A 24,204-nucleotide genomic window follows, 5' to 3' on the forward strand; every position below is an offset into this window, starting at 1 on the left:
GGCTCGTACGACGCGCCGTCGAATGTGTCCGCGGGGTGGCTTCCGAAGACCGATGGCGCTATACATGACTGAGCGACGTCGTCGGGGGGACCGACGGGGCATGGGGAAAGATCGCCTTCCACGTCGCTCATCACGCAATTCTCTGGGGGGGAAGAGTGGGGACTCGAGACTATGCGCGGATCTTCCGCCGTTCGTGGCTGCTGATCGTCGTCTTCGCGATCGTGGGCACGCTCGCGGCCTGGGCGGTGACCGCAACGACGACGCCTCGCTACTCGGCGACGAGCGCGGCGTTCGTCTCCAGTGACGCGGGCGGCACGCTCAACGAGCTCACGCAGGGCAACGCGTTCACGCAGCAGCGGGTGAACACGTACGCGAAGCTGATCACCGAGCCGATCGTCACGGAACCGGTCATCGAGGACTTCGGCCTCGACGTCTCGCCCGGAGCGTTCGCGGGCGACGTGACGGTGTCGATCCCCGTGCAGACGACGATGCTCGAGGTCACCGTGTCGGGCGAGTCGCCCGCGATCGCCGCGAGCGTCGCGAATGCGCTCATCACGAGCCTCGCCACCACGGTCGAGCAGATCGAGACCACCGCCGTCAGCAGCACGCAGGTGATGCTGGATGCCGCGGGCAATCCCGTCCTCGACGCCGCCGGCAACCCGGTGCCCTCCGAGCCCGTGCCTCCCGTGCAGATCACGCAGGTCCGCTTCGCGGAGACTCCCTCGACGCCCGTCAGCCCGAACCTCGCGCTGAACCTGGCCATCGGCCTGGCCGCCGGTCTCGCGCTCGGGGTGCTCGCTGCGATCCTCCGCGACCTGATCGACACACGACTGCGCACGCTCGACGATGTCGAAGCGGTCACGACCGCGCCGATCGTGGGAGCCATCCCGCAGGCGCCGCGGAGCAGGTCCGGCAACATCCTCGCGGAGGATGACCCGGGCAGCCCGACGGCCGAATCGTTCCGCATTCTCCGCACGAACCTCCAGTTCCTCGATGTCGACGGGCCCGCGACCTTCGTCGTGACCTCGCCCTCCAGCGGAGAGGGCAAGTCGACCGTCACCACGAACCTCGCCGCGTCGATCGCGGCGACCGGGGTGCGCGTGCTCGTCGTCGAGGCCGACCTGCGCCGTCCGCAGGTGCACAACTACTTCGGGGTCGAGGGCGGCGCGGGCCTGACCGACATCCTCATCGGCCGTGCCGAGCTCGCGGACGTCGTCCAGCCGTGGCGGTCGCCGAACCTCCACATCCTGGCGGCGGGGCGCATCCCGCCTAACCCCAGCGAGTTGCTGGGGTCTCACCAGATGCGCGAGCTCATGACGCAACTGCAGGAGCGGTACGACGTCGTGCTCTACGACACGCCGCCCGTGCTCCCGGTGCCCGACGCCGCGATCCTCTCCCGCACCGTCGGGGGCGTGCTTCTCGTCACGTCGATCGATCACACGCGCCGGGACGAGGTCAGAAGCGCGGTCACCGCGCTCGAGAAGGTCAACGCGCGGATCTCCGGGGTGGTGGCGAACCGCCTCCCCGGCCGGGGCACGACGTCCTACCTGGCCGAGGCCTATCACTCGAGCAGCACTCCTCAGCGCGAGCCTGCGGTGGAGAGCGAGGACAGCCTGTCCGACTTCGAACAGTTCTTGCGCGCCCCGGGGGGCGGGGCGCCGCTTGATCTCGACAGCCGGAAGAGCACGTTCGCGCGAAGCGGCAGACGTTCGCACCGGGGGCACGAGACGTCGCCGTAACACGACCGCTGCGCTGACCGCATAGCTGGGGAATCGATCGCTGGGGAAGATCATGGTCACGGAATCGCTGTCGCACTCGATCGTGCGCGCACCGGCAGCTCTGGATTGGCTGTCGCTGTATCGACGCACCCTCTGGGTGTCGGATGCTCTCGTCATCGCGGGGGTGATGTTCGCCACCCAGTACGTGTGGTTCAGCCTCACCGGAGAACCCGTGTCACGGCCCGTCGATGACATCGGGCCCGTCACCTACACGTGGCTGTCGACCGCCCTCATCCTCGGGTGGCTCGTCGCGCTGGCGATCTCCGGTTCCTACAGCGACCGGGTCGTCGGGATCGGCACGGCCGAGTACCGCAAGGTGATGGCCTCCGCGATCTATCTCTTCGCGATCCTCGCCGTCGTGTCCTATCTCACCTCCACTCCGATATCCCGGGGGTACCTGCTTCTCGCGTGTCCCGCCGGCACCGCGCTCCTGCTGCTCACGCGGGCGCTCTGGCGCCGTCGCCTGTGGGCGGCCCGGCGCGCGGGCGACGCGATGTCGCGGGTCCTCGTCATCGGCGACGACCAGGAGAGCGCGCGCATCATCGCGGAGCTGGGACGGATGCCGGAGGCCGGCTATCGCGTCGTGGGTGTGAGCGGACCCGGCACGCGGTCGGACTTCTCCTCCGCCGGCGTGGACGTTCCCTTCCTCGGACCGGTGCGGGACATCGACCGCATGCTGGAGGTCACGGGCGCCGACACCGTGCTGGTCGCGAGCGACGCCGCGCTCTCGGCGCAGAGCGTCAAGCAGATCAGCTGGCAGCTCGAGGCGGGGCGGCAGCACCTCATCATGGTGCCGAGCCTCACCGATGTCGGGGGCCCTCGGATGCACCTGCGTCCGGTCGCCGGGTTCCCCCTCGTCCACGTGGAGACCCCACGGTACTCGGGGCGTCAGCGCTTCGTGAAGCGATCCTTCGACGTCGTCGGCTCGGGGGCGCTGCTTCTCGTGCTCGCACCGTTGTTCGGCGTGCTCGCGCTCCTCGTGCGTCTCTCGAGCCGCGGTCCCGTCTTCTACCGGCAGGAGCGCATCGGGCAGGAGGGCGTGCCCTTCCGCATGATCAAGTTCCGCTCGATGATCCCGGACGCCGACGACATGCTCCAGCGCCTCCTGGCCGAACAGGGCAAGGCGGGGCAGCCCCTCTTCAAGCTCGAGAACGATCCCCGGATCACGCCGATCGGACGGATCCTCCGCAAGTACTCGCTCGATGAGTTCCCGCAGCTGATCAACGTCTTCCTCGGAGACATGAGCCTGGTGGGGCCGCGCCCCCAGCGCAAGGAAGAGGTGGCGTTCTACGACTCGGCCGCCGAGCGGCGCCTCATCGTCAAACCGGGGATGAGCGGGCTCTGGCAGGTCAGCGGCCGCTCGGCGCTCTCCTGGGACGAGGCCCTGCGCCTCGACCTCTACTACGTCGAGAACTGGACCCTACTGGGGGATGTCAGCATCCTGTTCCGCACCTTCAAGGCCGTGTTCGCTCCGGGCGACACCGCCCACTGACACCGACCGCCTCGATAACCGAACATCACAAACAAGGTCGTCGCCTGGGGGCTCCGACCACCTTCAGAGAGGAACACGTCGTCATGTCCGACGTCAGCACCGTCGTGCCTGAAAAGGCCGACATCCCCGTCGTCATCCTGTGCGGGGGCATGGGAACACGCATCCGGGAAGCCAGCGAGAAGCTGCCCAAGCCGCTCATCGAGATCGGCGGCAAGCCGATCCTGTGGCACATCATGAAGATCTACGCCGCGAACGGATTCCGCCGATTCGTCCTCCCCCTCGGGTACAAGGGCGACCAGATCCGCGACTTCTTCCTCACCTACGGCGATCAGGGGCGCGACGTCACCGTCAACCTCGCCAGCGGAGGGTCGCCGCAGTGGTACGGCGAGGCCCAGACCGAGGACTGGGAGGTCACGCTCGTCGAGACCGGCATCGAGACCGGCACGGGAGCGCGCATCAAGCGCGTGGCCCGATACCTCGACCAGCCCTACTTCCTGCAGACATACGGCGACGGCATCGGCAACGTCGACATCGGCGCCCTCTACGCCCAGCACGTCGCGAGCGGGCTCGTCTCGACGGTCACGGGCGTGCACCCGACGAGCCGCTTCGGCGAGATGCACGTCTCGGGCGAGCGCGTGACGGAGTTCAACGAGAAGCCGACCATGGCGGACGGCTGGGTCTCCGGCGGCTTCTTCGCGCACAAGCGGGAGATGGTCGACCGATACCTCGACGAGGACCCGGATCTGCTCCTGGAGAAGAAGCCGCTGCAGCAGCTCGCAGCCGACGGCAACCTGGGTGTCTTCACGCACGAGGGCTTCTGGATGGGCATGGACACGTACCGCGACTGGACCGAGCTCAACGGGCTCTGGGACTCCGGCGACGCGGCCTGGAAGGTGTGGGGCTGAGCATGAAGGTACTCGTCACGGGAACCGAGGGTTACCTCGGCTCCGTCCTCGCCCCCGAGCTGCTGCGCGACGGCCATGAGATCCGCGCCGTCGACACCGGCTTCTACAAGGCGGGGTGGCTCTACAACGGCGTGGACTCCACGCCGGAGACGCTGGCCAAGGACATCCGCCACGTCGAGCCGGCCGATCTGGAGGGCATCGACGCGATCGTCCACATGGCGGAGCTCTCGAACGACCCGCTCGGGCAGTTCAACCCCGGCCTGACGAAGTCCATCAACCACGAGGGATCGGTGCGCCTGGCCCGCCTGGCGAAGGATGCCGGGGTGTCCCGGTTCATCTACATGTCCTCGTGCAGCGTGTACGGCGTTGCGGACGGAGTCGTGGACGAGTCCTCCCCGGTCGACCCGCAGACGATCTACGCCGAGTGCAAGGCGATGGTGGAACGCGACGTGCTTCCGATGGCCGACGACGGTTTCTCGCCGACCTTCCTGCGCAACGCGACGGCGTTCGGCGCCTCCCCGCGCATGCGCTTCGACATCGTCCTCAACAACCTCGCGGGGCTCGCGTGGACGACGAAGCAGATCGCGATGACGAGCGACGGCACGCCGTGGCGTCCCCTCGTCCATGCGCTCGACATCGCCAAAGCGATCCGCATGACGCTGCAGGCGCCCCTCGACAGCGTGCGCGGTGAGATCTTCAACGTGGGGTCCGAGGAGCAGAACTACCAGGTGCGCGAGATCGCCGAGGTGATCGGCGAGGTGTTCCCGGGCTGCGACGTCTCCTTCGGTGAGGCGGGGGGCGACAACCGCAGCTACAAGGTCAACTTCGACCACATCCGCGAGGTGCTGCCCGGGTACGAGTGCGACTGGAACGCGCGCCGCGGCGCCGAGCAGCTGCTCGCCGTGTTCTCGTCGATCGATCTCGACGAGGCATCCTTCTCGGGCCGCGGCTTCACGCGCCTCAAGCAATTGGAGTACCTGATCCGCACGGGTCAGGTCGACGACGAGCTCTTCTGGAGGAAGCCGTGATCTTCCGCACCACCCCGATCGCGGGGGTCGCGATCATCGACCTCGAGGAGCACAGCGACGACCGCGGCTTCTTCGCGCGCTCGTTCGATCGAGCCGAGTTCGAGGCGGCGGGCCTGGACCCGCACATCGAACAGGCGAACATCTCATACAACCACCGCGCGGGGACGCTGCGGGGGATGCACTTCCAGATCGCTCCGAGCCCGGAGACGAAGCTGATCCGCTGCACGCGCGGAGCGATCGTCGACACGATCGTCGACATGCGGTGGGACTCCCCCACGCGCCTGCAGCACGTGTCGGTGGAGCTTTCGGCAGACAACCGCCGCGCCCTGTACGTGCCCGCGTACTTCGCTCACGGGTACCAGACCCTCGTCGACGACACGGAGGTCACCTACATGGTCTCGGGCGGCTACGCCCCGACGGCGGAGCGGGGACTGCGGCACGACGACCCCGCGCTGGGGCTGACCTGGCCGCTGCCCGTCGCGGACATCTCGGCGAAGGACGCCTCCTGGCCGCTCCTGTCGGAGTGGACGGACGAGCAGCTGGCCGCCGTGACGGGAGGGAGGCCGTGATCCTCATCGACCGCGCGCTGGCTCAGCGCGAATCTGACGGAAACCCGATCGGCGTCGCGCTCGTGGGCGCCGGTTTCATGGGGCGGGGCCTGATCAATCAGATCGTCAACAGCGTTCCGGGGATGCAGATCTCGGTCGTCGTGAACCGCACCCTGGAGAAGGCCGAACGCGCCTTGCGGGACGCCGGGATCACCGACGTGCGCGTCGTGACCGACGCCGCGGGTGTGGATGCCGCGGTCGCCGCCGGCGCTGTGGCGATCACGACGGATCACCGGGCAGCGTGCAGCGCGGAATCCGTCGACGCCCTCGTAGAGGCGACGGGAGCCGTCGAGTACGGCTGCCACGTGGTGGTCGACGCGATCGCGGCGCGCAAGGACATCGTGCTCATGAACGCCGAGGTCGACGGAACCGTGGGCCCTATCCTCAGCAGGCGGGCCAAGGCCGCCGGGGTCGTGCTCACGGGGTGCGACGGCGACCAGCCGGGCGTCCAGATGAACCTCGTCCGCTTCGTCCGCGGCATCGGGCTGACCCCGCTCGTCTGCGGCAACATCAAGGGCCTCCAGGACGAGTACCGCACCCCGGCCACGCAGGCGGCGTTCGCCGCGAAGTGGGGTCAGGACCCGTACATGGTCACGAGCTTCGCCGACGGCACGAAGGTGTCGTTCGAGCAGGCGATCGTCGCCAATGCCACCGGAATGAGCGTCGAGCGTCGCGGCATGCGCGGCGCCGATCACTCCGGTCACGTCGACGAGCTCACGGGCGCGTACGACGTGGAGGAGCTCGAGCGGCAGGGCGGCGTCGTCGACTATGTCGTGGGCGCGCAGCCCGGGCCCGGCGTCTTCGTGCTCGCGACGCACGACGACCCGAAGCAGCGTCACTACCTGAACCTGTACAAGCTCGGCGAAGGTCCGCTCTACAGCTTCTACACGCCCTATCACCTCTGCCACTTCGAAGTGCCGAACACCGTCGCCCGCGCGGTCGAGTTCCGCGACGCGGCGCTCGAGCCGCTCGGTGCGCCGACCGTGGAGGTCGTGACCGTCGCCAAGACGGATCTGCCGGCCGGCACGGTCCTCGACGGCCTCGGCGGCTTCCACACCTACGGCGTCGCCGAGCGGGCCGACACCACGGCGGCACAGGAGCTGCTGCCGATCGGGGTCGCCGAGGGATGCCGCACGCTGCGCGATATCGCGAAGGACGAGGTGCTCACCTACGCCGACGTCGAGCTGCCCGAGGGCCGCCTCGTCGACGCTCTCCGCGCGGAACAGGCGGCAGAGCTGCCCGCCGCTCTCCAGCGGGCCTGACCACCCCGGCGGGCGGGATCTTGGGGACCGAAAGGTGTCCCGCCCGCCGGGGAGACCCCCTCGCGCGTCATCGCGCGTCGAGCTGGGCGAGGAAGTCGTCCGCCATCGATGCCTGTTCGCGCAGACGATCGCGCCGACGCTGCGCTTCCGCGCGGATCTCGTCGAGCTCGGCGCGCTTCGCCGCATCGTGCGGGTCGGCCGTGAGGGCGTCGACGACGCGGAGGACCGCACCCATCTCCTCGAGCGTGTAGCCGAGCGGCTTCATACGGCGGATAACGAGCAAACGGGCGAGGTCCTGCTCCGTGTAGAGCCGGAAGCCGCCCTCGGTGCGCGCGGACGGTTTGAGAAGCCCCACCTCGTCGTAGTGGCGGATGGTACGCAGCGACATCTCGGCACGCTCGGCGAGCTCGCCGATCTGCATCACCTCGTCGGACACGAGTCCTCCTCCGCCGCCGATCGCGGCAAATCTCACGTTTGGGTAGAGTTGTCCCGGGGCGCGCTCTTCGCGCCCCGATCCCTCATTCTCCTCCGTCGCATCGTTGCGACCGGTCGGCGCGCGCATCCGCGCCAAACCTCGCGAACCTCTTCCGCCCGCACGTCCCAGGAGCGCACATGACAGCCCTCACCCCCGCACGCGAGAACGCATCCCGCTATCGCATCGAGCCGACGGTGATGCAGGCGCTGCGCACCCCGCGCCTGCTGACCCGCGAGGTGCTGGCCGGTCTCGTGGTCGCGCTCGCCCTCATCCCCGAGGCGATCGCCTTCTCGATCATCGCCGGCGTCGATCCTCAAGTGGGCCTGTTCTCCTCCTTCGTCATGGCCGTTGCGATCGCCTTCGTCGGCGGCAGGCCCGCGATGATCACCGCCGCCACCGGGGCGATCGCCCTGGTCATCGCCCCCGTCGCACGCGAATACGGCATGGACTACCTCATCGCGACCGTGCTGCTGGGCGGCCTCCTGCAGATCGTGCTCGCCCTGTTGGGCGTCGCGAAGCTCATGCGCTTCATCCCCCGATCCGTCATGGTCGGCTTCGTCAACGCGCTCGCGATCCTCATCTTCACGTCGCAGCTTCCGCAGCTGATCGGCGTGCCATGGCTCGTCTATCCGCTGGTCGCCGCCGGGCTGCTGATCATGATCGTCATGCCGCGGCTGACGAAGGTCGTTCCCGCGCCTCTCGTCGCCATCGTCCTGGTCACCGCCGCCGTCGTGGTCTTCGCCTTCCAGGTGCCCGACGTCGGGGGCCAGGGCGAGCTGCCGCGCAGCCTCCCCGAGCTGTTCATCCCGCAGGTGCCCCTCACGCTCGAGACGCTGCAGATCATCGCACCCTATGCGCTGGGTTTCGCCGTCGTCGGCCTCATCGAGTCCCTCCTGACGGCGAAGCTCGTCGACGACATCACCGACACGCACTCGCGCAAGACCCGCGAGGCGTGGGGTCAGGGCGTCGCGAACGTTCTCTCGGGCGCGTTCGGCGGCATGGGCGGTTGCGCGATGATCGGCCAGACCATGATCAACGTCAAGGCCTCGGGCGCGCGCACGCGCATCTCCACCTTCCTCGCGGGCGTCTTCCTGCTCATCCTGGTGGTCGCGCTGGGCGACGTCGTCGCGATCATCCCCATGGCCGCCCTCGTCGCCGTCATGATCATGGTGTCGGTGGCGACCTTCGACTGGCACAGCATCCACCCCGCGACCCTCAGGCGGATGCCGCTGAGCGAGACCGCCGTCATGGTCATCACCGTCGTGGCGACGGTGATGACGCACAACCTCGCCATCGGCGTCATCCTCGGCGCGCTGACCGCCATGGTGCTCTTCGCCCGCCGGGTCGCCCACTTCGTCACCGTGACGCGGACGATCGCGGAGGACGAGGGCGTCCCCACCGCCTACTACGCCGTCGACGGCGAGCTCTTCTTCGCCTCCAGCAACGACCTCACGACGCAGTTCGACTACGCAGGCGACCCCGACCGGATCGTCATCGACATGTCACGCTCGCACGTCTGGGACGCCTCCACCGTCGCCGCGCTCGACGCCATCGTGAACAAGTACGAGCGCCACGGCAAGCGGGTCGTCATCGAGGGCATGAACGAGACCGCCTCCGCCTTCCACGGGCGCCTCTCCGGCGGCCTCGGCGCCGGGCACTGACGGCGGGAACCGGCGCAGTGCCACCGGCTCAGCCGACGCGCTGACCGCGCCGCGCGATGCCGAGGAGCTCCTCCAGGGATGCCGCGGTCACCTCCGTGGCGAAGCGCTCGACGAACACCCGCCGAAGCCGGGCGCCGAGCGCCACCGGATCGGCCGAGCGGATGCGTGCCGCGACCGCCGCGGCATCCGTCCAATCCGTCACGGGAATGTAGGAGCCGGCGCAGTACTCCTCGATCACCGGCGTGGGCGTGGCCACGAGGCCGACACCGAAGGCCGCCGCCTCGACGATCTTGGACGGCAGCTGATTGCGTGCGGCACTCGAGGCCGGGTCCTGCGGCACGAGCGTGAAGTCGATATCGGCGTAGACCTCGCGCAGCGTGGCGTCGTTGCCGATCGAGTGCCACAGGGCTCCGCCGCTGTCGGGTCGGAACGAGCCGCTGAAGCTGGAGAACTCGATCTCGGGCATCGCGCGCACCAGGTCGAGGATGCGGTCGGCGCCCTTGTGCGGCCGCACCGTGCCGAGGTAGGCCAGGCGCGGCGGCCCGGGCCGCCGCGACGACCGCTCGGGAAGCAGCCAGCCCGTGGGCCGCGCGTGCGGGATGATCGTCGACGTGCGGCGCGGATGCGGGCGCTCGGCGTAGGTGTCCCGCAGCGTGGCGCTGGAGAAGCTGTAGGCGTCCGCGGCCTCGGCGGTGCGGCGCTGTGCCCGCGCCACCTGCAGCGGCGACTTGCGATGCAGCACGTTGAGATGGACGGCGGTCGTGACCGAGGCGTTCGCCTGCTCGCGCATGAGACTCACGTCGTCGTCGTCGAAGTCGGCGATCACCGTGACCCGCGGCGTCCCCGCGACGGCACGCGCGATGCGGTCGAGGGGCGAGAGCCCCTTCGAGATCCACACCACCACGGGCGCATGACGCGCGGCGTTCCGGATGCGATGGATCAACGGATCGAGTCGGTGCGGCGAGAACCGGTGAAGCGGCAGATCGAAGTGGCGCGCGCCCGTCCAGGCGGGGCCGTCGTCGAGCGCCCACAGCTCGACCTCGCCCACTTCCGCCGCGACGAGGCTCAGGCTGATCGCGCGCCCCAGCGAGTTTGTCACGGCGGACTCCGCCAACGTGAAGGTGATCATGCGGTTCCCCCAGAACCCCTGCGGCGGCGTCCCCCATGCACGCCGACCCCGCAACAATAGCGCGCTCCGGGGGCGCACGTACAGGGAGCGCCCGGACGCGCTTCATGCCGGGCTGGGAACGAGCCCTGCGCGCCGTCGGGAGCCCGACGTACACTAGGCGGGCCGCGCGCTCCGCCCGCCCGCGCGCACCCGAACGATGAGCATCTCACCCGCCCTTCTCGACGCGCCGCCCAGCGCCTCCGCATCGCCGGCTGACGGCGCAGCGGCGGCGCCGTCAGCCGTGCCGCGATACGCCGGGCTCGACGGGCTGCGCGCGGTCGCGGTCGCCCTCGTCGTGGCGTATCACCTGTTTCCCGGCCTCGGCGTGCGCCAGGGGTTCATCGGCGTCGACGTCTTCTTCGTCATCAGCGGCTTCCTCATCACCTCGCTCCTCCTGCGCGAGACCTCCCGCACCGGCCGGATACGCCTCGGCGAGTTCTGGCGGCGCCGCGCTCGTCGGCTGATCCCCGCCATCGTCGTCCTCATCCTGGTCTGCGCCACGTGGGCGTGGCTGCAGGGCGGCGACGCCCTGGTGGGCCTCGGCAGACAGGTGCTCGGCGCCCTGACGTTCAGCTACAACTGGCTCTCGATCCAAGCGGGGACGGGGTACTTCCAGGAGGGCACCCCCGAGCTCTTCCGCAATCTCTGGTCCCTCGCGGTCGAGGAGCAGTTCTACGTCGTCTGGCCCCTCGTGCTGCCGGCGGTGCTGCTCCTGCGGGCACAGTGGGCGCGGGGCGCGATCGCGGTCCTCGCCGCAGGGGCCTCCGCGGGGTGGATGGCCGCCCTCGTCGCCGGCGGTGCAGATCCCACGCGGGCGTACTTCGGAACCGACACGCACGGCTTCGGCATCCTGCTCGGCGTCGCGCTGGCCTTCGTCGCGGAGCGCGCGCTCTCAGCGCCGCGACCGTGGATGTCGCACGCAGCGGTTCGGATCGGCATGAGCGGATTCGCCGCCCTCGCCCTCGCCGCCCTGCTCCTGCTCGCCACGCTGCAGCCCACCCTCGGAACGGCGACGTTCCCGGGCGCGCTCGCGGCCGCCAGCCTGCTCTCCGCCGCCGCCATCGCGGGGGCCGTCTGGCCCGGTTCGCTCTTCGGCAGGGCCATCGACGCCTCTCCCCTGCGGTGGGTCGGCGAGCGCTCCTTCGGGATCTACCTCTGGCATTGGCCGCTCCTCGTGCTCCTGCTGCCCGCGGCGGCCGCCGACGCCGAGGGGGTTCCCGCCTGGATCGGCGGCACGGCGCTCGCACTCACGCTGGCCGCCTCCTGGGCTTCCTATCGGTGGGTGGAGCAGCCCGTTCGCAGGCTCGGCTACCGCGGCTGCCTGCGCAGACTTCGGGCGCGCCTCGGCGGCGCTCCGCTCACGCGCCTCTCCGCCGTGCTGACGATCCTCGTCATCTGCGCCGGCATCGCCGCGACCACCGCGGGCATCGCGGCCGCCCCCGCCCGGTCCTCCGGCGAGGCGGCGGTCTTCGCCGGCCAGGCAGCGCTTCGGCAGGGCGGATCCGTCGGCGATCGCGTCCCCGGCACGTCGACGCAGCCGCGCCCGCCGCTGGCGCCGACCCCGGCGGGATCGCCCACGGCGGCACCGCAGCCCGTCGCGATCGCCGGCGACCAGGTCACGGCCGTGGGCGACTCGGTCATGCTCGCCTCGGCAGGCGGCCTGATGGATCGCCTGCCCGGTATCCAGGTGGATGCCGCGGTGTCGCGCTCGATGCATGCCGCTCCCGGCATCCTCGAGTCCCTCTCCGGATCGGGGCAGCTCCGGCCCTTCGTGGTGCTCGCCCTGGGCACCAACGGGCCCGTCGACGATGCCGCTCTCTCGCGGGCGGCGGACATCGCCGGCCCCGATCGCACCCTCGTCCTCGTCAACGCCTACGCACCGCGCGACTGGATCCCCGGCGTCAACTCCGACCTCGAGGCTTTCGCAGCGACCCGCGAGAACGTCGTCATCGCCGACTGGTCGGCCACGGCGGCGGCGCATACGGACCTGCTGGCGGGCGACCGCATCCACCCCGGCCAGGCCGGTGGGCGACTCTTCGCCGAAACGGTCGCGTCGGCGGTGCAGGGAGCGGAGGACGCACGCGCCCAGAGGGAGTTCGAGCGCGCGCAGCTTCGCTCCGCGCTCGCGACCCGCCTCGTCGTCGGCGACGAATAGTCCGCGGGCCGGCGCACGACAGAGGAGGGCCCGCGCTCCTCTCGGATGCGCGGGCCCTCCTCTGTGCGGAGGCCGACGATTACTTCTCGGCGTTCTCCTCGGCCACGACCTCGTCGGCCTGCTCGGACGCCACGGCGGCCTCCTCTGCTGCGGCCTGGTCGGCGGCGGTCTCGCCCTCGGCCGGCGCCTCGGCGGGCTCGTCTGCCACGGGCTCCGCGGCGGGGGCGGCGACGGCGCTCTTCTTCGACGACTTCACCTTCGGGGTGACGGGCTCGAGGACGAGCTCGATCACGGCCATGGGGGCGTTGTCGCCCTTGCGGTTCCCGACCTTCGTGATGCGCGTGTAGCCGCCTTCACGGTCGGCCACGAGCGGCGCGATCTCGGTGAAGAGGACGTGCACGACCTCACGGTCGCCGATGACGCTCAGAACGCGGCGGCGCGCGTGCAGGTCGCCGCGCTTGGCGAACGTGATCAGGCGCTCGGCGAGGGGCCGCAGGCGCTTCGCCTTCGTCTCCGTCGTCTTGATCGAGCGGTGCGTGAACAGGGCCGCCGCGAGGTTGGCAAGCAGCAGGCGCTCGTGTGCGGGGCCGCCTCCGAGGCGGGGACCCTTCGTGGGCTTGGGCATTTCTCAGTTACTCCAGGGGTTCTCAGTCGGGTGTGCGGGCCGCTCAGGCGGTCTCGTCGTCGTAGCCGCCGTAGAAGGACGCACCGTCGAACCCGGGGACCGAGTCCTTCAGCGACAGGCCCAGCGAGACGAGCTTGTCGCGCACCTCGTCGACCGACTTCTGACCGAAGTTGCGGATGTTCATCAGCTGCGTCTCGGAGAGGGCGACCAGCTCCGAGACCGTGTTGATGCCCTCGCGCTTGAGGCAGTTGTACGAGCGGACCGACAGGTCGAGGTCCTCGATCGGCATCGACAGCTCGTTCGAGAGCACGGTCTCGACCGGCGCGGGGCCGATCTCGATGCCCTCGGCCTCCACGTTGAGCTCGCGGGCGAGACCGAAGAGCTCCGTGAGGGTGCGGCCGGCCGACGCGACGGCGTCGCGGGGCGCGATCGACGGCTTGGACTCGACGTCCAGCACGAGCTTGTCGAAGTCGGTGCGCTCGCCGGCACGCGTCGCCTCGACGCGGTAGCTCACCTTGAGCACGGGCGAGTAGATCGAGTCCACGGGGATCTGGCCGGCTTCGGCGTACTCGTTGCGGTTCTGGGTCGCCGAGACGTAGCCGCGGCCGCGCTCGATCGTCAGCTCGAGCTCGAACTTGGCGGTGTCGTTGAGCGTCGCGATGACGAGCTCCGGGTTGTGCACCTCGACGCCGGCCGGCGCGGAGATGTCGGCCGCCGTGACCTCGCCCGAACCGGTCTTGCGCAGGTAGGCGGTGATGGGCTCGTCGCGCTCCGAGGAGACGACGAGCTGCTTGATGTTGAGGATGATCTCGGTGACATCCTCCTTGACACCCGGGATGGTGGTGAATTCGTGGAGCACGCCGTCGATGCGGATGCTCGTGACCGCCGCGCCGGGGATGGAGGACAGCAGGCTGCGGCGCAGCGCGTTGCCGATCGTGTAACCGAAGCCGGGCTCCAGCGGCTCGATGACGAACCGGCTGCGGAACTCCGAGATCTTCTCCTCGGTGAGGGTGGGACGCTGTGCGATGAGCACGGTGTGATCCTTTCGGCTAAGTGCCCGCTATATGACACTTATGGATGAGGTGTTGAGTTTTGCTCGGGCGGAGGCCCGGCCGCGGGGCGACCGTGGGCTGCCGCGGAAGATTCGCGGGGCGCGACGGCGGGGCCGGGACCGCCTCGCGGCATCCCGGCCCGGCACGTCAGACGCGGCGGCGCTTGGGGGGACGGCAGCCGTTGTGCGCCTGCGGCGTCACGTCCTGGATGGACCCGACCTCGAGGCCGGCGGCGGTCAGCGAGCGGATCGCGGTCTCGCGGCCCGAGCCGGGGCCCTTCACGAAGACGTCGACCTTCTTCACTCCGTGCTCCTGCGCCTGGCGGGCGGCGGACTCGGCCGCCATGCCGGCGGCGTACGGCGTCGACTTGCGCGAGCCCTTGAAGCCCACACCGCCCGAGGACGCCCAGCTGATGACGGCGCCCGACGGGTCGGTGATCGAGACGATCGTGTTGTTGAACGTCGACTTGATGTGGGCCTGGCCCACCGCGATGTTCTTCTTCTCCTTGCGACGCGGCTTGCGCGCGGCGCTCTTGGCCTGTGCCATGTGTCTTCTCTCCTAAACCTGGGGCGCGCTTACTTGCGGCCGGCCTTCTTCTTGCCGGCGACGGTGCGCTTGGGGCCCTTGCGGGTACGCGCGTTCGTCTTCGTGCGCTGGCCGCGCACGGGAAGGCCGCGGCGGTGGCGCAGGCCCTCGTAGGAGCCGATCTCGACCTTGCGGCGGATGTCGGCGGCGACCTCGCGGCGGAGGTCGCCCTCCACCTTGTAGGTGGCCTCGATGTGGTCGCGGAGGGCGACGAGCTGGTCGTCCGAGAGGTCCTTGACGCGGACGTCGGGATCGACGCCCGTCGCGGCGAGGATCTCGTTCGAGCGGGTACGGCCCACGCCGTAGATGTAGGTCAGGGCGATGACCACGCGCTTATCGCGCGGGATGTCGACGCCGGCAAGACGTGCCATGCGGCTCTCCTAGGAGTGTCGTGGAGGTGTGGAGCAGGATCGGTGCCCGGGCCTCCGCCCCGGGGTGTCCCCCGCACGGATGCGGGATCTGAAACTGCCGGATGTGTTGTGTTCAGTTGTCCGTGTGCGAGCCGCGACGAGCGCGGCGGCCTCAGCCCTGGCGCTGCTTGTGGCGCGGGTTGGACTTGCAGATCACCATGACGCGGCCGTGGCGACGGATCACCTTGCAGTGATCGCAGATCGGCTTGACCGAGGGGTTGACCTTCATGTGCTTCTCTTTCGCTGTCTTCGTGCCGTCGGGCCGTTCCGCGGGCGCGGAGCGGCGATGACGGCCGTTACTTCTCGACCGGGTCTAGCGGTAGCGGTAGACGATGCGGCCGCGGGTGAGGTCGTAGGGCGAGAGCTCCACGACAACGCGGTCCTCGGGGATGATGCGAATGTAGTTCTGCCGCATCTTTCCCGAGATCGTCGCGAGGACCTTGTGTCCGTTGCTCAACTCAACGCGGAACATCGCGTTGGGAAGCGCCTCGGAGATCACGCCCTCGATCTCGATGACACCGTCTTTCTTGGCCATACACTCGCTTACGCTGGGCAGACCGGTCGGTCTGCGGATGAATGGGATGGGTGGCGCCCCGCTCAGCTCGCCGTGTCGATCGGACACGCCGAGAGAAGGCGCAAGGCACCAAAGATCTATGGTATCCCACGCGACCGGCCCTGTCCACCGCTGCCGGTGGCGGGCGACCCGGTTCAGCGGCGGTTGCGGCGCCACCCGAGGATCGCAAGGGCGCCGCCCGCGACGAGCAAGGCGATCGCGACGACCCACAGCCACCACGCGGGCGTCGACCCCGTGGGCGGCAGCGTCTGCTCGAAGACGTTCCGCACCGTCACGATCTGCTCGGATGCCGCGGCATCCGTCACGACGAACGACGCCGGCGTGATGCTCGGCTCGCGCCACCATCCCCCCGCTCGCGATGGCGGCTCCGCCTGGGACACGGCGCAGGTCGCGCCGATCGGCGCGGCGAACGGCCCCGCGCGACCCTCGCCGGCCGTCGCCCACGATCCGGCCGCGACGACCGATCCCGCGACCTCGCACGCCCACACCCCGGAGAACGCCGCAGCCGCGGCATCCGTCCCCCCTCCGCCCGAGACGGACGTGACGATAGCGAAACCGGAGACCGCCACCGCGTTGGTGACCGTCAGGGAGACCTGCGGGACACCGGTCGGCGGCGGCACGACGAACGTGACAGGCTCTCCGGCCGGCGTCCCGTCGACGCTCCACGCCGGGTCCCGCCATGCGAAGCCGGCAGGCAGGGCCGAGGCGAGCTCGGCCACGGTGCACGCCGACCCCACCGGCAGGCCCTCTACGCGGACGGGCTCCGCGGGCGTGACGGTCCACACCTCGAGTCGGACACCGAGCCGGCCCGGGACCTCGCACGAGACGAGGCCCGAGAAGCGCGCGTCGGGCGGCACGAACCCGGCCCCGTCGCCGAGCAGCTTGCGCACATCGACGTGTCCCTCGTCGAGCGGGGGGATCGGTGGAGTCACCTCGCACTCGAAAGGCGGCAGGACGAACGGGTAGTTGTGCAGCTCGTTGCCGACGCCGTCGACGATGAGGTCGCCGCCGACGTAGACCCGCCCGTTCGCCGACGCGGTGATCCGGGCGGAGCCGGCCGGCACCAGCAGCGATCCGAGCACCTGGCTCGAGCCGGCGATGTCCACCTGCCCCGCGTCCGGGAGGTTCCACAGCGTACTGGCCGCGACGGCGCCGAACAGCGGCGACGTCAGGTCGTCGGCGCGTACGCCGTCGTCGGCGTAGTAGGTGTGCAGCATCGTGACCGGGCCGGAACCGGTGACCGTGATGATCACGGCGGCATCCGAAGCGATGTCCTCGAAATAGATCTCGGAGACGGCGTTCGCCTGCGAGCCGGTGATCGTGAACATCTCGGTCGCCCCCGCGGCGCCGGACCCCGTGAACGTCACCCGGTTGCCCGAGACCGCGCCGGGGGTGGCTGCCGCGGCCGCCCAGGCCGCCGACTGAGTCGCCATCGCCCCGCCCCACGCGGCGAAGACGCCGAGCGCGTCGGCTGCTCCGAGACCGGCGTGCAGTCCGCCGTTGTTGAGCTCGTAGCGCGGCGACGGGAACGCGGGCGACGCGGACCCACCGACCTCGACGTTGCCACCCAGAAGGGTCGTCCCGGCGTCGTCGAAAGCGAGAGCACCGACATCCAGCACCGTCGTCGGCCCGACCATCAGGTCGCCGCCCACGAGCAGCATCTCGTCGCCGGAACTCGGCCGCACGTTGGATCCGACGCCGACCGAGCCGACGTTGACGCGACCGCTCTCGCGGGTGAATGCCGCGTCGCCCGTCACCACGACGAGACCCTCGATCTCGGCCGCGGAGCCCTCGGCGCGCAGATCGCCGCCCACGAACACCGAGACGTTGTTGTCCGTCCACAGCTCGTTGGTGTTGCCGGGCGGGGGGAGGGTTCCGTCGGGGCACTCCCCCGGCACGGCGTGCGCCGTCGGGGCGGATGCCGGGGCCGCCGCCCACACGCCTCCCACGCCCGCCGCGAGGGCGACCGCCATCGCGGCGCCCACCGCTCGTCGTGCCCGCGTCGTGGCGTGCGGCATCCGCGCCCCCTTCGTCGGGGCTTACGTTAGCGCACGGGCGGATTCAGCCCAGGCGGGCGACGATGTCGGCCTGCGGGTCGCCGGTGAGCTGGATCCGCTCGCCATCGACGACGACCGTCGGCGTGCCGCGACCGCCGTTCTCGTCCGCGGGCATCTCCCGTGTCATCGCGGCCACGAAGCGATCGTAGGTGCGCTCAGTGACGCACGCGTCGATGCCCGTCGCTCCCGCTTTCTCCGCGATCTCGATGATCTGCTCGTCGGTCAGGCCGGCGGAACCCTCTGCGGGCTGGTTCTCGTACATCGCCTGGACGAAGGGCGAGACCGCCTCGGGCGAGCTCTCGGCGACGCAGTAGAGAGCGTTGGCGGCGCGCGTGGAGTAGTCGGTTCCCTGCGAATAGCGGTCGAGGATCGCGACGGGGTGGTACTCGAGCGTGATCGACCCGTCGTCGACGAGCCCTGCGAGGGTCTCCCCGTAGATCTGCTCGAACTGCTTGCAGATGGGGCACATGAAGTCGATGTAGGTCGCGACGACGTCCTCGCCCTCGCCCACCGAGATCGCCCCGGTCTCCGCGTTCACGATGTCGGACTCGGGCGCCGGCCCCGCCGACGTCGCGCTGCTGTTGATCCACACGACGGCGACCGCCGCGACCACGAGCACGGCCACGACGCCGACCGAGATCCAGATCGCGAACCAGTTCGTCTTCTTGCCCGCGGCAGCGGCCATGTCATCCCTCCCGAGGACTTCTTCAGCTGATCGGCACCGGCGTGATGCCGAACGGCTCCAGGCCCGCGGCCCCGCCGTCGTGCGCCGTCAGCACCCAGATTCCGCCATCATGCACGGCGACGCTGTGCTCCCAGTGGGAGCCGGACGAGCCGTCCACCGTCGAGACCGTCCAGTCGTCGTCCTCGACGAGCGTCGCGGGGTCGCCGTCGACGACCATCGGCTCGATCGCCACGGCCAGACCGGGCTTGACCTCGGCGCCGCGGTCGGCGACGCGGTAGTTGAATACGGGGGGCGATTCGTGCATCTTGCGACCGATGCCGTGACCCACGTAGTCCTGCAGGATGCCGTAGCTCCGGCCGCTCTCGGCGCCGCGGTCCTCGATGTAGCCCTGGATCGCGGCCCCGACCTCACCGAGGAAGCGCGCCGACGCGAGCGCCGCGATGCCGGCCCAGAGCGAACCCTCGGTGACGCTGGAGAGCGCCTCGCGCCGGGCCACGAGCTCGGGGCGGTCGGGGTCGGGCAGGACGATCGTGAACGCCGAGTCCCCGTTCCACCCCTCGAACTCCGCGCCCGCGTCGATCGAGAGGATGTCACCGGGCTCCAGGACACGCGTGCCGGGGATGCCGTGGACGACCTGCTCGTTGACCGACGCGCACACGGTGTGTCGGTATCCGCGCACGAGCTGGAAGTTCGAGCGCGCACCGGCGCCGGTGATGACGGCGGACGCCGCGGCATCCAGCTCGAGGGTCGTCACGCCCGGGGCGGCCAGCCGGCGCACCGCCTCGAGCGCGTCGGCCGTGATCCGGCCGGGTCGCACCATCGCCCGCAGCTGCGCGGGGGACTTGTAGATCGAGCGTCGCAGGCCCACGTCAGGCGGCGGCCCGGCGGGCGAGCCCGCGCGCCTCGAGCGCGGCGAAGATGCGCTCGGTGATCTCCTCGAGCGAGCCGACGCCGTCGATCGTGTCCACGATCCCCCGCTCGCGGTAGACGCCGAGGATCGGGGCGGTCTCGTTCTCGTAGATGTCGAGACGCTTGGCGATCACCTCTTCGGTGTCGTCGGTGCGTCCCTGCTCGGCGGCGCGCAGCTTCAGTCGCTCGATGCTCTCCCGGCGGGGGACGTCGAGCTCGATGACGGCGTCGAGCGCCTCGCCCCGGCCCGAGAGGAAGTCGTCCAGGTGCGCGACCTGGCCGAGATTGCGCGGATAGCCGTCGAGAAGGAAGCCGGAGGCCGCATCCGGCTGCGTGAGCCGGTCGCGGACGATCTCGCTCGTCAGCTCGTCGGGAACGAGGTTGCCCGCCTCCACGATCTGCTGCACGCGCCGGCCGAGCTCGGTTCCCTCGCTGATGTTGGCCCGGAAGACATCTCCGGTCGAGACGACCGGGATCTCGTAGGCCTCGCCGACGAGGACCCCCTGGGTCCCTTTGCCGGAGCCCTGCGGGCCGACGATCAGGAAACGTGCGGAGGTCTGCGTCATCGGAGGAGCCCTTCGTAGTGGCGCTGCTGCAGCTGCGCGTCGATCTGCTTGACGGTCTCGAGACCCACGCCCACGATGATGAGGATCGAGGCGCCCCCGAACGGGAAGTTCTGGTTGGCGTCGACCGTGGCGAGCGCGATGAGCGGCAGCAGGGCGATGAGACCGAGGTAGATCGAGCCCGGCAGCGTGATGCGCGTGAGCACGTAGTCGAGGTACTCGGCGGTGGGGCGACCCGCCCGGATGCCGGGGATGAAACCGCCGTAGCGCTTCATGTTGTCGGCGACCTCGACCGGGTTGAAGGTGATCGCGACGTAGAAGTACGTGAAGCCGATGATGAGGAGGAAGTAGACCGCCATGTAGAGCGGGTGATCGCCGGTGGTGAAGTACTGCGAGATCCACACGACCCAGCCCGCGGGCTCCTCGCCGACGGCCGGCTGGTTGAACTGAGCCAGCAGGGCGGGGATGTACAGCAGCGAGGAGGCGAAGATGACGGGCACGACGCCGGCCATGTTCACCTTGATCGGGATGTATGTGTTGGTGCCGCCGTACGTGCGCCGGCCCACCATGCGCTTGGCGTACTGCACGGGGATGCGCCGCTGCGACTGCTCGACGAAGACGACGAGCGCGACGACCACGATTCCGATCGCCAGCACGAGGAGGAAGGTCTCGAAGCCGCGCGCCTGCCAGATCCCCCACATCGCGGCGGGGAACGTCGCGGCGATCGAGGTGAAGATCAGCAGCGACATGCCGTTGCCGACCCCCCGCTCGGTGACGAGCTCCGCGAACCACATGATGAGGCCGGTGCCCGCCGTCATCGTGATGATCATGAGCAGCTGGGCCCACCAGGCCTCGTTGGTCAGCAGCTGGTCGCATGCGGCGACGCCGGTGTTGCCGAAGAGCTGCCCGCTGCGGGCGACCGTGACGAGCGTCGTCGACTGCAGGAGCGCGAGGGCGATCGTGAGGTAGCGCGTGTACTGCGTGAGGCGGGCCTGGCCGGCCTGACCCTCCTTGTGCAGCGTCTCGAAGTGCGGGATCACGACGCGCAGCAGCTGCGTGATGATCGTCGCCGTGATGTACGGCATGACGCCGAGCGCGAAGATCGACAGCTGCAGCAGCGCACCGCCCGAGAAGAGGTTGACGAGCGAGAGCAGGCCCTCGGTCCCCTCGTTCTGCCCGATGCACGACTGCACGTTCACGAAGTCGACGAACGGCGTCGGCACGTGCGCACCGAGACGGTAGAGCACGATGATGCCCAGGGTGAAGGCGATCTTCCGGCGCAGATCGGGTGTGCGGAAGACGCGCGCGATTGCGCTGAACAAGAAGGATCCTCCTGAAGGGGAATGAGGCCGCCCGCGGGACGGCCAAGCACCAGGGTAGCCCAGGGTCGCTCGCGGGGCGTATCCCGACCGGCGACAGCAGTCCCGGACGACGAAAGGGCCGGAGGATTCCCCCGGCCCTTTCGTGCGTGGTTACTTGACGCTGCCGCCCGCGGCGACGATCTTCTGCTCGGCGGAGCCGGAGACCTTGTCGACCGTCACGGTGAGCTTGACGGCGATGTCGCCGTCGCCCAGCACCTTGACCTTCTCGTTCTTGCGAACGGCGCCCTTGGCGACGAGGTCGGCCACGGTCACGTCGCCGCCACTCGGGTAGAGCTCCGCGAGCTTGGCGAGGTTGACCACCTGGTACTCGACGCGGAACGGGTTCTTGAACCCGCGCAGCTTCGGGGTGCGCATGTGCAGCGGCATCTGCCCGCCCTCGAACCCGACGCGCACGGTGTTGCGGGCCTTCGTGCCCTTCGTGCCGCGACCGGCGGTCTTGCCCTTCGAGCCCTCTCCACGACCCACGCGGGTCTTGGCGGTGTTGGCTCCGGGCACCGGACGCAGGTGGTGCACCTTCAGCACACCGGGACGCGTCGTGGCCTGGGCGGGTGCCTTGTCGGCCTTGGCGGGGGCCTTCTTCGCCGCCGGCTTCGTGGCGGGCGCAGCCGCCTCGGCCGCAGCCTTGTCGTTCTCAGCCATCAGTCGATCTCCTCAACCTTCACGAGGTGGGCGACAGTCTTGACGTAGCCGCGGGTCTGGGCGTCATCGGGACGGACAACCGTGTCGCCGATCCGCTTGAGGCCGAGGCTCCGCAGCGTGTCGCGCTGGTTCTGCTTCTCGCTCACCTTGGACTTGACCTGCGTGACCTTCAGACGCGCAGCCATCATGCACCTGCCTTCGCAGCGGCGACGGCCTCGGCCTCGGCCCGCACCAGGCGCGCGGGGGCGACCTGGTCGAAGTCGAGACCACGGCGGGCGGCCACGGCGCGCGGCTCTTCGAGCTGCTTCAGCGCCGCGACGGTCGCGTGGACGATGTTGATCGTGTTCGACGAGCCGAGCGACTTCGACAGCACGTCGTGGATGCCGGCGCATTCGAGCACGGCGCGCACGGGGCCACCGGCGATAACACCGGTACCGGCGGTCGCCGGACGCAGGAGCACGACGCCGGCGGCCGCCTCACCCTGCACGGGGTGCGGGATCGTCACGCCGACGCGGGGCACGCGGAAGAAGTTGCGCTTGGCCTCTTCGACACCCTTGGAGATCGCCAGGGGGACCTCGCGCGCCTTGCCGTAGCCGACGCCGACGAGACCGTTGCCGTCGCCGACGACGACGAGCGCCGTGAAGCTGAAGCGACGACCGCCCTTGACGACCTTCGACACGCGGTTGATCGTGACGACGCGCTCGAGGAACTGGCTCTCGTTGCGGTCACGCGAACCGCGGTCGCGGTTCGGGTTGCGCTCGCGGCCGCCGCGGCGGGGCTCGCGCTCACGCTCCGTGGGCGCGTCCGTGGTGGCGGGCGCCTCGGTGGTGGCGGACACGTTGTTCTCCTTGTTGTCGGTGCTCACAGGTTCAGCCCGCCCTCTCGCGCGCCGTCCGCGATCGCGGCGACACGGCCGGCGTAGCGGTTGCCACCCCGGTCGAAGACGGCCTCACTGATTCCGGCGGCCTTCGCGCGCTCGGCGACGAGCTCGCCGACCTTGCGCGCCTTGGCCGTCTTGTCGGCCTCGAGGGAGCGCAGGTCGACCTCGAGCGTCGAGGCGGATGCCACGGTGTGGCCCTTGCTGTCGTCCACGAGCTGCACGAACACGTGGCGGGACGAGCGGTTCACGACCAGGCGCGGACGCTCGGTGGTGCCGACGATCTTCTTGCGAAGACGGGCGTGGCGGCGCGAGCGCGCGACGGACTTCGACGTCACAGCCATGGTTACTTACCAGCCTTTCCGGCCTTACGCCGAACGACCTCGCCGGCGTAGCGGATGCCCTTGCCCTTGTACGGCTCGGGCTTGCGGATCTTGCGGATGTTGGCGGCGGCCTCACCGACGGCCTGCTTGTCGATGCCGCTCACGGTGACCTTGTTGTTGCCCTCGACCGTGAGCGTGATGCCGGCCGGCGGCTCGACGAGCACGGGGTGCGAGAAGCCGAGCGCGAACTCCACGGAGCCGCCCTTCTGCGCGACGCGGTATCCGGTGCCGACGACCTCGAGACCCTTGGTGTAGCCCTGGGTCACGCCGATGATGTTGTTGTTGATGAGGGTGCGCGTGAGGCCGTGGAGCGAACGCGACTCGCGCTCGTCGTCGGGCCGGGTCACGAGAATCTGGTTCTCCTGCACCGCCACCTCGATGGGGCGGGCGATCTGAATGCTCAGTTCGCCCTTGGGGCCCTTGACCTGGACATCGCGGCCGCTGACCTCGACGGTCACGCCGGCGGGGATGTCGATGGGAAGCCTACCGATACGGGACATGACGGATCACCACACGTAGGCGAGGACTTCCCCACCCACGCCCTTCTGCTCGGCCTGACGGTCGGTGAGGAGACCGGAGGAGGTGGACAGGATGGCGACGCCGAGGCCGCCGAGCACGCGGGGCAGCTCGGTCGAGCGTGCGTACACGCGCAGACCGGGCTTGGACACCCGCTTGATGCCGGCGATCGACCGCTCGCGGTTCGGGCCGTACTTCAGCGTGAGGGTCAGCGTCTGACCGACGCGGGCGTCGGCGACGGCCCAGTCGGAGATGTAGCCCTCCTGCTTGAGGATCTCGGCGATGTGGGTCTTGAGCTTCGAGCTCGGCAGGCTCACGGAGTCGTGGTGCGCCGAATTCGCGTTGCGCAGACGGGTCAGCATGTCTGCGACCGGGTCTGTCATTGTCATGTGTGTAGTCCTTCGTTCACCAGGTT

At 69.8% G+C, this 24,204-nt stretch carries 27 protein-coding genes; 8 read left to right on the forward strand and 19 right to left on the reverse strand.

Features of this window, described 5'->3' with window-relative positions; all coding sequences use genetic code 11:
* The first annotated feature begins 155 nt into the window (after positions 1–155).
* The 6 genes from RYJ27_RS11325 to RYJ27_RS11350 all read left to right on the forward strand — a co-directional run bounded on the left by RYJ27_RS11325 (position 156) and on the right by RYJ27_RS11350 (position 7,073).
* Entirely contained in the window at positions 156–1,739 is a 1,584-nt protein-coding gene (locus tag RYJ27_RS11325) for a tyrosine-protein kinase domain-containing protein (RefSeq protein WP_330170407.1), read from the forward strand.
* Between the two features lie 52 nt (positions 1,740–1,791).
* Positions 1,792–3,270, forward strand: coding sequence for a sugar transferase (locus tag RYJ27_RS11330; RefSeq protein WP_330170408.1), 1,479 nt, complete (start codon positions 1,792–1,794; stop codon positions 3,268–3,270).
* Between the two features lie 83 nt (positions 3,271–3,353).
* A complete protein-coding gene (locus RYJ27_RS11335) occupies positions 3,354–4,175 on the forward strand; it encodes a sugar phosphate nucleotidyltransferase (protein ID WP_330170409.1) in 822 nt (273 codons plus the stop codon).
* 2 nt (positions 4,176–4,177) lie between these two features.
* Positions 4,178–5,203, forward strand: a complete 1,026-nt coding sequence (locus tag RYJ27_RS11340) for an NAD-dependent epimerase/dehydratase family protein (RefSeq protein ID WP_330170410.1) — start codon at positions 4,178–4,180, stop codon at positions 5,201–5,203.
* Complete coding sequence (rfbC, locus tag RYJ27_RS11345) at positions 5,200–5,772, forward strand: dTDP-4-dehydrorhamnose 3,5-epimerase (RefSeq protein WP_330170411.1); 573 nt, start codon at positions 5,200–5,202, stop codon at positions 5,770–5,772. Before RYJ27_RS11340 ends, rfbC begins: the two co-directional genes overlap by 4 nt.
* Positions 5,769–7,073 (forward strand): NAD(P)H-dependent oxidoreductase, encoded by a 1,305-nt coding sequence (locus RYJ27_RS11350; RefSeq protein WP_330170412.1) that lies wholly within the window; start codon positions 5,769–5,771, stop codon positions 7,071–7,073. Before rfbC ends, RYJ27_RS11350 begins: the two co-directional genes overlap by 4 nt.
* Positions 7,074–7,140: 67 nt before the next feature.
* On the opposite strand, the gene RYJ27_RS11355 is transcribed toward RYJ27_RS11350, so the two are convergent.
* Entirely contained in the window at positions 7,141–7,494 is a 354-nt protein-coding gene (locus RYJ27_RS11355; RefSeq protein WP_422732896.1) for a MerR family transcriptional regulator, read from the reverse strand.
* A 191-nt stretch (positions 7,495–7,685) separates the two neighbouring features.
* On the opposite strand from RYJ27_RS11355, the gene RYJ27_RS11360 reads away from it, so the two are divergent.
* Positions 7,686–9,209 carry a SulP family inorganic anion transporter gene (locus RYJ27_RS11360; RefSeq protein ID WP_330170414.1) on the forward strand — a complete coding sequence of 508 codons (1,524 nt, stop codon included), beginning with the start codon at positions 7,686–7,688 and terminating at the stop codon, positions 9,207–9,209.
* Between the two features lie 28 nt (positions 9,210–9,237).
* Here the strand turns inward: RYJ27_RS11360 and RYJ27_RS11365 are convergent, their stop codons facing one another.
* The gene (locus tag RYJ27_RS11365; RefSeq protein ID WP_330170415.1) at positions 9,238–10,308 is read right to left on the reverse strand and encodes a glycosyltransferase family protein; all 1,071 of its coding nucleotides are present in this window, start codon (positions 10,306–10,308) and stop codon (positions 9,238–9,240) included.
* Between the two features lie 226 nt (positions 10,309–10,534).
* On the opposite strand from RYJ27_RS11365, the gene RYJ27_RS11370 reads away from it, so the two are divergent.
* Positions 10,535–12,532 carry an acyltransferase family protein gene (locus tag RYJ27_RS11370; RefSeq protein WP_330170416.1) on the forward strand — a complete coding sequence of 666 codons (1,998 nt, stop codon included), beginning with the start codon at positions 10,535–10,537 and terminating at the stop codon, positions 12,530–12,532.
* Between the two features lie 79 nt (positions 12,533–12,611).
* Here RYJ27_RS11370 and rplQ read toward each other — a convergent pair whose 3' ends face one another.
* The 17 genes from rplQ to rpsH form a co-directional block, all read right to left on the reverse strand.
* Positions 12,612–13,157 carry a 50S ribosomal protein L17 gene (gene rplQ, locus RYJ27_RS11375; RefSeq protein WP_330170417.1) on the reverse strand — a complete coding sequence of 182 codons (546 nt, stop codon included), beginning with the start codon at positions 13,155–13,157 and terminating at the stop codon, positions 12,612–12,614.
* A 43-nt stretch (positions 13,158–13,200) separates the two neighbouring features.
* Complete coding sequence (locus tag RYJ27_RS11380; protein WP_330170418.1) at positions 13,201–14,190, reverse strand: DNA-directed RNA polymerase subunit alpha; 990 nt, start codon at positions 14,188–14,190, stop codon at positions 13,201–13,203.
* Positions 14,191–14,356: 166 nt separating this feature from the next.
* On the reverse strand, positions 14,357–14,755 hold the full coding sequence (gene rpsK, locus RYJ27_RS11385) for a 30S ribosomal protein S11 (protein WP_013583990.1): 399 nt from the start codon (positions 14,753–14,755) through the stop codon (positions 14,357–14,359).
* Positions 14,756–14,784: 29 nt separating this feature from the next.
* Entirely contained in the window at positions 14,785–15,165 is a 381-nt protein-coding gene (gene rpsM, locus RYJ27_RS11390) for a 30S ribosomal protein S13 (RefSeq protein ID WP_330170419.1), read from the reverse strand.
* A 151-nt stretch (positions 15,166–15,316) separates the two neighbouring features.
* On the reverse strand, positions 15,317–15,433 hold the full coding sequence (rpmJ, locus tag RYJ27_RS11395) for a 50S ribosomal protein L36 (protein ID WP_005050492.1): 117 nt from the start codon (positions 15,431–15,433) through the stop codon (positions 15,317–15,319).
* A gap of 84 nt (positions 15,434–15,517) precedes the next feature.
* Positions 15,518–15,739, reverse strand: coding sequence for a translation initiation factor IF-1 (infA, locus tag RYJ27_RS11400; RefSeq protein WP_017201569.1), 222 nt, complete (start codon positions 15,737–15,739; stop codon positions 15,518–15,520).
* A gap of 173 nt (positions 15,740–15,912) precedes the next feature.
* Positions 15,913–17,796 (reverse strand): choice-of-anchor A family protein, encoded by a 1,884-nt coding sequence (locus tag RYJ27_RS11405; RefSeq protein WP_330170420.1) that lies wholly within the window; start codon positions 17,794–17,796, stop codon positions 15,913–15,915.
* 43 nt (positions 17,797–17,839) lie between these two features.
* The gene (locus RYJ27_RS11410; protein ID WP_330170421.1) at positions 17,840–18,520 is read right to left on the reverse strand and encodes a DsbA family protein; all 681 of its coding nucleotides are present in this window, start codon (positions 18,518–18,520) and stop codon (positions 17,840–17,842) included.
* 22 nt (positions 18,521–18,542) lie between these two features.
* Positions 18,543–19,388, reverse strand: a complete 846-nt coding sequence (gene map / locus RYJ27_RS11415) for a type I methionyl aminopeptidase (protein ID WP_330170422.1) — start codon at positions 19,386–19,388, stop codon at positions 18,543–18,545.
* Position 19,389: 1 nt separating this feature from the next.
* Complete coding sequence (locus RYJ27_RS11420; protein WP_330170423.1) at positions 19,390–19,995, reverse strand: adenylate kinase; 606 nt, start codon at positions 19,993–19,995, stop codon at positions 19,390–19,392.
* On the reverse strand, positions 19,992–21,314 hold the full coding sequence (secY, locus tag RYJ27_RS11425) for a preprotein translocase subunit SecY (protein ID WP_330170424.1): 1,323 nt from the start codon (positions 21,312–21,314) through the stop codon (positions 19,992–19,994). Before secY ends, RYJ27_RS11420 begins: the two co-directional genes overlap by 4 nt.
* Positions 21,315–21,464: 150 nt before the next feature.
* Positions 21,465–22,013, reverse strand: coding sequence for a 50S ribosomal protein L15 (gene rplO / locus RYJ27_RS11430; RefSeq protein WP_330170425.1), 549 nt, complete (start codon positions 22,011–22,013; stop codon positions 21,465–21,467).
* Positions 22,013–22,198, reverse strand: coding sequence for a 50S ribosomal protein L30 (rpmD, locus tag RYJ27_RS11435; protein WP_194424257.1), 186 nt, complete (start codon positions 22,196–22,198; stop codon positions 22,013–22,015). The genes rplO and rpmD overlap by 1 nt, the downstream gene beginning before the upstream one ends.
* Positions 22,198–22,878, reverse strand: coding sequence for a 30S ribosomal protein S5 (gene rpsE / locus RYJ27_RS11440; protein ID WP_396666773.1), 681 nt, complete (start codon positions 22,876–22,878; stop codon positions 22,198–22,200). Before rpsE ends, rpmD begins: the two co-directional genes overlap by 1 nt.
* A complete protein-coding gene (rplR, locus tag RYJ27_RS11445) occupies positions 22,875–23,234 on the reverse strand; it encodes a 50S ribosomal protein L18 (RefSeq protein ID WP_330170426.1) in 360 nt (119 codons plus the stop codon). Before rplR ends, rpsE begins: the two co-directional genes overlap by 4 nt.
* Before the next feature lie 2 nt (positions 23,235–23,236).
* Positions 23,237–23,773 carry a 50S ribosomal protein L6 gene (gene rplF / locus RYJ27_RS11450; protein ID WP_330170427.1) on the reverse strand — a complete coding sequence of 179 codons (537 nt, stop codon included), beginning with the start codon at positions 23,771–23,773 and terminating at the stop codon, positions 23,237–23,239.
* A gap of 6 nt (positions 23,774–23,779) precedes the next feature.
* Positions 23,780–24,178 (reverse strand): 30S ribosomal protein S8, encoded by a 399-nt coding sequence (rpsH, locus tag RYJ27_RS11455; RefSeq protein WP_330170428.1) that lies wholly within the window; start codon positions 24,176–24,178, stop codon positions 23,780–23,782.
* Between the last annotated feature and the right edge of the window lie 26 nt (positions 24,179–24,204).

Source organism: Microbacterium limosum (assembly GCF_036324365.1).
GTDB lineage: Bacteria > Actinomycetota > Actinomycetes > Actinomycetales > Microbacteriaceae > Microbacterium > Microbacterium limosum.